The 8939-nt window shown below is 52.7% G+C and carries 10 protein-coding genes, 1 tRNA gene and 1 rRNA gene; 1 reads left to right on the top strand and 11 read right to left on the bottom strand.

Annotated features, from left to right (window positions below; translation table 11 throughout):
• Window positions 1–82: IS3 family transposase (locus M3223_RS24605; protein WP_353057730.1), on the top strand; the 82-nt coding region annotated here is incomplete at its 5' end.
• A gap of 97 nt (window positions 83–179) precedes the next feature.
• Here the strand turns inward: M3223_RS24605 and M3223_RS23735 are convergent.
• The 11 genes from M3223_RS23735 to rrf form a co-directional block, all read right to left on the bottom strand.
• Window positions 180–335 (bottom strand): small acid-soluble spore protein P, encoded by a 156-nt coding sequence (locus M3223_RS23735; RefSeq protein WP_251566248.1) that lies wholly within the window; start codon window positions 333–335, stop codon window positions 180–182.
• A 40-nt stretch (window positions 336–375) separates the two neighbouring features.
• On the bottom strand, window positions 376–555 hold the full coding sequence (locus tag M3223_RS23730) for a hypothetical protein (protein WP_251566246.1): 180 nt from the start codon (window positions 553–555) through the stop codon (window positions 376–378).
• Between the two features lie 12 nt (window positions 556–567).
• Window positions 568–915, bottom strand: a complete 348-nt coding sequence (locus tag M3223_RS23725; protein ID WP_251566244.1) for a hypothetical protein — start codon at window positions 913–915, stop codon at window positions 568–570.
• 144 nt (window positions 916–1059) lie between these two features.
• Window positions 1060–1148, bottom strand: a tRNA-Ser gene (locus tag M3223_RS23720).
• A 121-nt stretch (window positions 1149–1269) separates the two neighbouring features.
• The gene (gene serS, locus M3223_RS23715; protein WP_251566243.1) at window positions 1270–2553 is read right to left on the bottom strand and encodes a serine--tRNA ligase; all 1284 of its coding nucleotides are present in this window, start codon (window positions 2551–2553) and stop codon (window positions 1270–1272) included.
• A gap of 75 nt (window positions 2554–2628) precedes the next feature.
• Window positions 2629–3225, bottom strand: a complete 597-nt coding sequence (gene pdxT / locus M3223_RS23710) for a pyridoxal 5'-phosphate synthase glutaminase subunit PdxT (protein ID WP_251566241.1) — start codon at window positions 3223–3225, stop codon at window positions 2629–2631.
• Between the two features lie 51 nt (window positions 3226–3276).
• Window positions 3277–4161: a pyridoxal 5'-phosphate synthase lyase subunit PdxS gene (gene pdxS / locus M3223_RS23705; protein ID WP_251566238.1), complete on the bottom strand. Its 885-nt coding sequence runs from the start codon at window positions 4159–4161 to the stop codon at window positions 3277–3279.
• 95 nt (window positions 4162–4256) lie between these two features.
• A complete protein-coding gene (locus M3223_RS23700; RefSeq protein ID WP_251566236.1) occupies window positions 4257–5627 on the bottom strand; it encodes a D-alanyl-D-alanine carboxypeptidase family protein in 1371 nt (456 codons plus the stop codon).
• 206 nt (window positions 5628–5833) lie between these two features.
• The gene (gene guaB, locus M3223_RS23695) at window positions 5834–7291 is read right to left on the bottom strand and encodes an IMP dehydrogenase (RefSeq protein ID WP_251566234.1); all 1458 of its coding nucleotides are present in this window, start codon (window positions 7289–7291) and stop codon (window positions 5834–5836) included.
• Window positions 7292–7443: 152 nt separating this feature from the next.
• Window positions 7444–8694, bottom strand: coding sequence for a putative glycoside hydrolase (locus M3223_RS23690; RefSeq protein ID WP_251566232.1), 1251 nt, complete (start codon window positions 8692–8694; stop codon window positions 7444–7446).
• A 153-nt stretch (window positions 8695–8847) separates the two neighbouring features.
• Window positions 8848–8939 (bottom strand): 5S ribosomal RNA (gene rrf / locus M3223_RS23685); the annotation flags it as partial.

Raw genomic sequence — 8939 nt, 5'->3', positions numbered from 1 at the left:
CGAGTTCTACAACCAGGAGCGTTTCCAGAAAAAACTCGGCGACCGCTCTCCGGTAGAGTACCGAATTGCAGTCGCCGCTTAATTTGCACTCTTTTTTAGCTGTCTACTTGACGGGGGTAAGACCAAGGACAACTCTTACTTCCTGTTCGTTTAGCCTAACCGGGCAAACTGAAATGAGGTCAGCCGCCCTCACGGTTGTGATGATCGACATGATTCCGGTTTTTGACCTTCTTGCTGCCGGACATCGGCTGCTGCGGCTGTCCATGATCCTTGCTGCGGGAAGCCTTGCGGTCTTCCTCCGGATTGGGCACCGGAACGTTATCGGGCTTGCTCATGGTTTATCCCTCCTTACGGTCTAAATGCCGTCCAGCCTCATTAGCTCAAAGGATGGTTCAAGTCCGTTTCATGCTTTTTATGATTCAGGTTATCCTGATGGCGCCGGTCTTCCGTTTGCCGCTGCAGCTGATTGGCATGGTGGGCGTTGACCGGCTCCTGCTCAAGATCGTCTACAACGTTTTGCAGATTTTTATCCACAGCGCTTTTATTTTTTGTCATGTTGGCCTCCCGTTAGACTTTGGTCAGACGGTGCAGCGCTTGCGCGCATTCATGCAGATGACGAACATAATCGGACACTTGTTGTTGAACAAGCTCCTTGCGTTCGTCAATTGTTTTTTTGTCCTGATCAACGTCGATCAGCTGAATATCGACTTCGCGGCTATCCACATACGTGACTTTAAAATCATAAGAGTAAAGGGCATGCCCCGCTCCGTGAATTGTTACGCGAAGCGAACGCTCGTCGCCCTCGTCCTCGAACACCTCGCAGCGGTCTGTAGGATTTAGAACGGTCGGCAGCGTTTCCCTCCAAGCATTCGCCAGGCGGGTTTGGTCCAGCTTAAGCTCATCAAGTTTGCTCATGGTCGCTTTCCACCTCCATTCTCTAGATTGCGACCGGAGAGCCGTTTCTATGCCTGCCGTGAACTGGAACCTGCTGCTGCTTGTGCGACGCTAAAACAAAAAACACCCGGCGCTGTTATGCGCTCGGGTGATCGTATTCAAGTATGGCGGAGAGAGTGGGATTCGAACCCACGTGGGCTTGCGCCCTAACGGTTTTCAAGACCGCCCCGTTATGACCGCTTCGGTATCTCTCCATCGGATAAGACTTACCCGAGCATTGTACCATAATGCATTTGCATCAGGCAACAGTTCTGCACCTTCAATATCTGTCCTGCCAAAAAGAAAGCCGTCTCCCTTTTGGAAGACGGCCGTTCGTTAAGCGCACGGACCGATAACCTGGATGCCGCCCATATAAGGACGCAGCACTTCAGGCACAATAATGGTGCCGTCCGCTTGCTGGTAATTTTCCATAACAGCCGCAACCGTGCGGCCTACAGCCAAGCCCGAACCATTGAGCGTATGCACGAACTCCGGTTTGCTTTTAGCGTCCCGGCGGAAACGGATGCCGGCACGGCGTGCTTGGAAGTCCTCGCAATTGGAACACGAGGAAATTTCGCGGTACGTTCCTGCGCTAGGCAGCCATACCTCGAGATCGTATGTCTTAGCGGCGGAGAAGCCCATATCGCCCGTGCAAAGCTGCAGCACGCGGTAAGGCAGCCCAAGCAGCTGCAGCACGCGCTCGGCGTTCTGAGTCATCATCTCGAGCTCCTCGTACGATTCCTCCGGCTTCGCGAGCTTGACCAGCTCCACCTTGTTGAACTGATGCTGGCGGATAAGACCGCGCGTATCACGTCCGGCCGCACCGGCTTCGCTGCGGAAACATGCGCTAAAAGCGACAAACCGCTTCGGAAGCTCTTCAGCAGACAAAATCTCTTCCCGGTGCAGGTTCGTTACCGAAACCTCAGCTGTCGGAATCAGATAATACTCACTGTCCTTCAGTTTGAACAGATCCTCTTCGAATTTAGGGAGCTGTCCGGTTCCGACGAGGCTGTCGCGATTGACGATTTGCGGAGGCAGCACTTCGGAGTAGCCGTGCTGATCACTGTGCAGATCCATCATAAAGTTAAGCAGAGCCCGCTCCAGACGAGCGCCCAGCCCGGTGTAAAAAACGAACCGCGAGCCGGTAACTTTAGCCGCGCGCTCAAAGTCCAGCAGTCCCAGCTCTTCAGCCAGATCCCAATGCGCTTTCGGTTCAAAGTCGAGCTTGGTTGGTTCTCCGTGGCGACGAATTTCAACGTTGTCCTCTTCGCTTCCGCCTACTGGCACGGATTCATGCGGCATATTAGGAACAGCCAGCAGCATGTTGTCCATCTCTTCATCCAGTACGCGCAGCTCTTCATCCAGTTCTTTAATCCGGTCGCCAACCTCGCGCATCTCAACGATGAGCGCTTCAGCGTCTCCACCGCTTTTTTTCAGCTTGGCCACTTCCTGCGATACCGTATTGCGGCGGGCTTTAAGCGTCTCGCCCTCCTGAATAATGGAGCGGCGTTTGGCGTCGAGCTCCGGGAAAGAGCTGATTAGCTCAAGCGATTTATTGCGGTTCGTAAGCGCCCCGGCTACGCGGTCATAATCGCTGCGCAGCAATTTTACGTCCAACACGTTATACTCACCCTTTGTCCGTTATGGATTAACAGAAGGAAGGGCGGACGGCCATCCGTCCACCCCTCTCCTTATTTATGCTTTTGTTTTAGCTGCCGATGCCTCGCGGACCATATCCGCAAAATAAGCATGCAGCCTGTAGTCGTCGGTAAGCTCCGGATGGAAGGAGGCTGCGAGCAAGGTGCCCTGGCGAGCCGCTACGATCTCATCGTTATAAACCGAGAGTACGTCCACATCCGCGCCTACTTGCCCAATCAATGGGGCCCGAATGAACACAGCGCGTACTGGCTCATCGATTCCCTTAATGTTCAGCTCCGTCTCGAAGCTCTCCCGCTGACGTCCAAACGCATTGCGTACAACCGTCATGTCCATCAGGCCCAAATGCGCTTCTTCGCCGCCTTGGAGCTCCTTGGCGAGCACGATAAGTCCGGCGCAGGTGCCAAAAAGCGGTTTGCCTTGCGCGTTAAACTCGCGAAGCGCCTCAATGAAGCCGTACTTGCGCATCAGCTTGCCGATTGTCGTGCTTTCGCCGCCGGGGATGACGATACCGTCCAGCTCGTCCAGCTCTTCCGTACGTTTAACAGCTACCGCTTCCACGCCGGCTGACTGGAGACTGCGGATATGCTCCGCCACCGCTCCCTGAAGCGCAAGAACGCCTATCTTGTGTGCCATGTTCATCTGCCTTCTTCCTTGAGCTTTCCCTGAATATCCCTGGCAGGGATATTACAAACCGCGGTCGGACATGCGCTCATGCGCCGCCAGCTTGGAGATTTCGATGCCTTTCATCGGCGCGCCGAGGTTTTTGGACACTTCAGCGATAAGTTTGAAATCGTTGTAGTGCGTCGTCGCTTCTACGATTGCACGAGCGAACTTCTCCGGACTGTCGGATTTGAAAATACCGGAGCCTACAAATACGCCGTCCGCGCCGAGATGCATCATCAGAGCCGCGTCAGATGGAGTCGCCACGCCGCCAGCTGCAAAGTTTACGACCGGCAGCTTGCCGGATTCGTGCACGTTCAGCAGCAGCTCGTAATTGACGCCGAGCAGCTTTGCTTCATGGTACAGCTCGTCCTTGGACAGGCCTTGTACCTTGCGGATCTGACTCATGATCAGGCGCATATGGCGCACTGCCTCAACGATATTGCCTGTTCCCGGCTCGCCTTTAGTACGGAGCATGGAAGCACCTTCTTGGATACGGCGAAGCGCTTCGCCCAGGTCCTTAGCACCGCAAACGAACGGCACGGTGAATTCGCGTTTGTCGATATGGAAAACGTCGTCGGCTGGAGTCAGTACTTCACTCTCATCGATGTAGTCAGCTCCAAGCGCTTCAAGCACGCGCGCTTCTACATAATGGCCGATACGAGCTTTCGCCATAACCGGAATGGAAACAACTTTCATGACCTCTTCCAAAATGGTCGGGTCAGCCATGCGGGCTACGCCGCCAGCCGCACGAATATCAGAAGGCACGCGCTCAAGCGCCATAACCGCCGTTGCTCCTGCCGCTTCAGCGATTTTAGCTTGCTCAGCGTTCATGACGTCCATGATGACGCCGCCTTTTTGCATTTCTGCCATACCGCGTTTAACGCGCGAAGTACCTGTTTCCAACATGATCCCTTTGCCTCCTATAGTCTGTTCAATCCGAGCGGATTATTCCGAGTTGATTAATCCAAATTCTATCATGTACGCAACGGGGCGACAACCGATTAGAACAAATTCACAATGCCTTGGAACAATCCGGAGAAAAAGCCGCCGATGCTGCGCATCAAAAGCGAGAACCAGCCCGCTTTGGCCACATCCTCCGCCGCAACAAGATCAAGCTCCTTCGTCACGACTACACCTGTATCCGGATCTTTAAATTCGTAGGTTGCCGTACCGACTTTATCGCCCGCCTTAATTGGAGCAACCAGCTCGCCGTCACCCGGAAGCTTCGTGCTTTTTAACACTGCCTGCGAAGTGGAGCCTTTTTTGACCATAAGCGTCAAATCGTTGCCGGTCACCAAATCAACCGTTTTGCTCTTACCCTTAGCTATTTTGGCCGAAGCAGCGGAATCTACTACGGATTTGGCTTGAACAATCGTTTTGCGCTCCAAATTCGTAAATGCCCAATCGTAGAGCTTGCGTGTTTCCAAGAAACGTTTGCCTTTGCTGTTCGCTCCGTAAACGACGCTGATCAGCCGCGTATCGCCGCGTTTGACCGTACCGGTGAAATTATAGCCGGATGCGCTTAGAAAGCCTGTTTTCATGCCATCTACGCCATCGTAGGTATACTGCTTGAAGCTCTCGATGCCTTTATTGCTCTCCAGCATCCAGTCGTTGTTGACCATCGGCTTTTCATCGCGTTCGCGGAACTTGACGGATGGAATTTTGGAGTATTCCAGAAACTCCGGATGCTCCTTCAAAATAACCGCCGCAAGCTTAGCAATATCTTTCGCTGCCGCTACAGTTGTATCCAAATATCCCGTTGAACTTGTGAACACCGCGGTGCTCAGCCCAAGCTCCTTCGCTTGTTCGTTCATCAGCTTCACAAACTCGGCTTCCGTGCCGGCAATTGCATTGCCCAACGCAACAGTGGCGTCATTGGCCGAAGCTACAGCCATCGCTGTATAAAGCTCCTTGACGGAATGAGTGTCGCCCTCAGCCAAATAAATCTGGGAACCATCGGCCGGCGTGCTGGCTGCTTCCTTGCTGATCGAGACTTCCTGGTCCCAGGCAAGCTTGCCATCCTTGATTGCTTTAAGGACCATATATTCCGTCATCATTTTGGTCATGCTCGCCGGAGGAATGACTTTATCGATATTGTGGCTATAAAGCAATTGCCCCGTATCCGCATCAATCAAAATTGCCGCTGAGAGGGCAAGGTCGAGCGGGTTGGAGCTGGGGTTTTGTGCAGGCAAATTAAAAAACGGCGCATCCTGCTTAACCGCCGCCGGATTTTCTTGATTTGTTGTATTGGTCGCCGCCGCATAGGCAGCAGGGATCGACGTCGTCACTGCAGACGAACCTGCAAAAAGGGATACCGCCAGAAACGCGGAGATAGCCGGCTTAATGAGTGCCGGTGCAAATCTTGCTTTCAACTTGTTTTCTCTCCTTCAAATGGGGTTTGTCCAGCCTTTATTGTACCATACGATAAACGAGAGAGGGGATGTTTTTGCTTTACTATCGGCTTAAGCTGCTTCTCTTTAATTTCTGTAATCATAATTTATCCACTGGTTTTAAAGTAAACACAACAAAAAAGCAGACCCTTGGAGGTCTGCTTTCTTAATCGGTTTCCCGTTAAATCTTAGAGCGAGTAGTTTGGAGCTTCCTTCGTAATCTGCACATCATGCGGATGGCTTTCGCGAAGGCCGGCACCGGTAATCCGGATGAAAGAAGTGTCGTTTTTCAACTCTTCAATCGATGAAGTTCCACAGTAGCCCATACCTGCGCGCAAGCCGCCGATCAGCTGATGCACCGTATCCGCCAGCGGTCCTTTGTATGCAAGGCGACCCTCGATGCCTTCTGGAACAAGCTTATTCTCGTTGTCCTGGAAGTAACGGTCCTTGCTGCCTTCCTTCATGGCGCCGAGCGAGCCCATGCCACGGTAAACCTTGTAACGGCGGCCTTGGTAAATTTCGGATTCGCCTGGGCTTTCTTCGGTTCCAGCAAAAAGGCTACCGATCATAATCGCGCTGGCGCCAGCAGCGATTGCTTTGGTAATGTCGCCGGAATACTTGATGCCGCCGTCAGCAATGACCGGAATGCCGTATTCACGTGCGACGGATGCGCAATCGTAAATAGCCGTAATTTGCGGAACGCCAATGCCGGCAATGATGCGGGTTGTACAGATTGAACCAGGACCAATGCCTACTTTAACTGCGGAGGCTCCAGCTTCGATCAATTCACGAGTAGCGTCGCCCGTTGCGACATTGCCGGCGATAATCGTAAGATCCGGATATTGTCCTCTGAGCGTGCGCACCATCTCGATAATGTTGATATGATGACCATGCGCCGAGTCAACGACCAGAACGTCTACGCCTGACTGGACAAGCGCCTCAGCACGCTCCAGCGTATCCTTGGAAATGCCCACGGCAGCGCCGCACAGCAGACGGCCATGCTTGTCCTTCGCCGCTTTCGGGAACTGGATTGCCTTCTCGATGTCTTTAATCGTAATAAGGCCTTTGAGAATGTTGTTCTCGTCTACAAGAGGCAGCTTCTCAATTTTATGCTGCTGAAGAAGCACTTCCGCTTCTTGCAATGTCGTGCCTACTGCAGCGGTGACGAGCGCGTCGCGAGTCATGACATCGCTGATTTTCATGGAGTAATCGTGTACGAAACGAAGGTCGCGGTTGGTCAAAATACCAACAAGCCTGCCTTCTTCATTAACGATGGGAACGCCCGAAATCCGATACTTGCCCATAAGCTCTTCTGCGTCATAAACATGGTGATCCGGGGTAAGGGAAAATGGATTCGTAATAACGCCGCTCTCAGAGCGCTTAACGCGATCGACTTCCTCTGCCTGTTGAGCAATGCTCATATTCTTATGAATGATGCCGATGCCGCCCTCGCGCGCAAGTGCAATCGCTAGAGCAGCCTCCGTAACGGTATCCATGCCAGCGCTGATGAGCGGAATGTTCAGCTTCACCGAATCGCTGAGCTTGGTTCCTACCTGAACTTCCCGCGGAAGAACTTCCGAGCGGCGGGGTACAAGCAGAACATCGTCAAAAGTGAGGCCTTCCTTAGCGAACTTCGTTTCCCACACGAATGTTTTCCTCCTAGTTCTTGTGACTTGCCGAATATATTATTGACCATCTTAGCAGAGGGGTCTAGGGCTGTCAAGGCAAGGAAAATGCTGCTTTCATGCGGATTTTCAACCGTTGCCTCCTTCTCTTAGAACCAATGTCTCATTCCGGTTCAAGAGGTAGAAGGAGGCTTTTCAAAAGAGAGCGGATACACGCAACGGGGGCTCCATAACAAGTACTCCTCAACACCGGCCTGACGGGCGGCGCGAATTTGTGCTTTGACCTCACGTTCGGTATAGTCCAAATGCGTATCGAGCCATGAGGCCGTAAAGCTCTGCAGCCAAGGGCGAATTGCTGCAGGCTTCCCGCCTTCCTTCGTTAAATACCGATTGCGGGAAGATGCATCTGTCATCGCCTTTTGGATGACCTCGTAAGGGGAAAGATCAGGCTTAGCGATCCCATACATCCCCGGTGAGTAGTGGGACGGATACACCATCGGCGAAATGGCATCCACTTCCGACGCTACCGATCGCCACGATTGGCCGATTCCCAAATCGTCCGGTGATGAAGTAACCAGCCCAAATACGTCAGCAGACACCTTTACTCCTTCCCGATGCAGCTCCTGCGCTGCAACATGAAGGAACTTTTTAATCGCCGAAGCTTTACTTCCGCCTCGCTCGCCGTAATTAAGCTTTGCATCTGTACGAGCACTGTTAGCCGGAAAACGAACGTAGTCAAACTGAATTTCATCAAAGCCCATCTTAGCTGCTTCGCGGGCAATTTCTACGTTGTACTTCCATACTTCCGTGCGGTATGGATTTATCCATGCTTTGCGTTTGGCGTCTCTCCACAGCTTCCCGCTCTTTTCGTGAATGGCCCAATCCGGTACTTTCCCGGCAAGCAAGGCATCCTTAAACACAACCTGCCGTCCGATCACATACAGTCCGTCATCATGAAGCTGGCGGATCAGCTTTTTGGGGTCCTGGATGACAGGACGGCGATCTGCTCCAAGCCTTTTAACGAGTTTATTTTGCGATGAATAGGTCAGCAGACCATAATCGTCTTTAATGTCTATAACCATTGCGTTGATCTCTGTTTTCCGTGCCAGCTCCCTGAGGCGGCCCATTGCTTTTACACTGCCCGCAGCGTAGCCAGATACGTAGATGCCGCGAACTGGCTCCTTAAACGTTGCTGAATCTGCTTCTTGTGCATGCGAGACTGCTTTCGCTGCCGAAACATCCCGGTTATCCTTGGATAGCTGATGAGCACCGCGCTGCTGAGTCAGCAGCTGTGTTACGCTTGAAGCGCTTTGCTGGCCTGTCGCCTTCTGCTCAGGCTCCCGCGCTGCACAGCCGCCTGCAAGAACGGCCGTGACGCTAGCGATTATCCAAGCCTTACTTATAAATAAATTCCGGTGCTCCATACCCATCACCCGCCCCACTCTTAGTCCGTGAGCGTAGTATGGTCTGAAACGAATGAAATAACCCTGTTTATCTAGCTTCAGAAAAACATGGAAACTCAAGAATACAACAAAAAACCCGCCGTATCCGAAGATACGACGGGTTTTCATACATGAGCTTGGCGACGTCCTACTCTCCCAGGACCCTGCGGTCCAAGTACCATCGGCGCTGGAAGGCTTAACGGTCGTGTTCGGGATGGGTACGCGTG

The organism is Paenibacillus pasadenensis (genome assembly GCF_023715725.1).
In the GTDB taxonomy this organism is placed as follows: domain Bacteria; phylum Bacillota; class Bacilli; order Paenibacillales; family Paenibacillaceae; genus Paenibacillus_O; species Paenibacillus_O pasadenensis_A.
The sequence above is the reverse complement of the archived record's forward strand: the minus strand, read 5'-3'. Positions and strand labels throughout refer to the sequence as shown.

What these genes read in the sequence shown, in the direction of transcription:
- M3223_RS23725 (WP_251566244.1), bottom strand. Translation starts at nt 915, where the DNA reads ATGAGCAAACTTGATGAGCTTAAGCTGGACCAAACCCGCCTGGCGAAT.
- M3223_RS23690 (WP_251566232.1), bottom strand. Translation starts at nt 8,694, where the DNA reads ATGGAGCACCGGAATTTATTTATAAGTAAGGCTTGGATAATCGCTAGC.
- M3223_RS23730 (WP_251566246.1), bottom strand. Translation starts at nt 555, where the DNA reads ATGACAAAAAATAAAAGCGCTGTGGATAAAAATCTGCAAAACGTTGTA.
- pdxS (WP_251566238.1), bottom strand. Translation starts at nt 4,161, where the DNA reads ATGTTGGAAACAGGTACTTCGCGCGTTAAACGCGGTATGGCAGAAATG.
- M3223_RS23735 (WP_251566248.1), bottom strand. Translation starts at nt 335, where the DNA reads ATGAGCAAGCCCGATAACGTTCCGGTGCCCAATCCGGAGGAAGACCGC.
- pdxT (WP_251566241.1), bottom strand. Translation starts at nt 3,225, where the DNA reads ATGGCACACAAGATAGGCGTTCTTGCGCTTCAGGGAGCGGTGGCGGAG.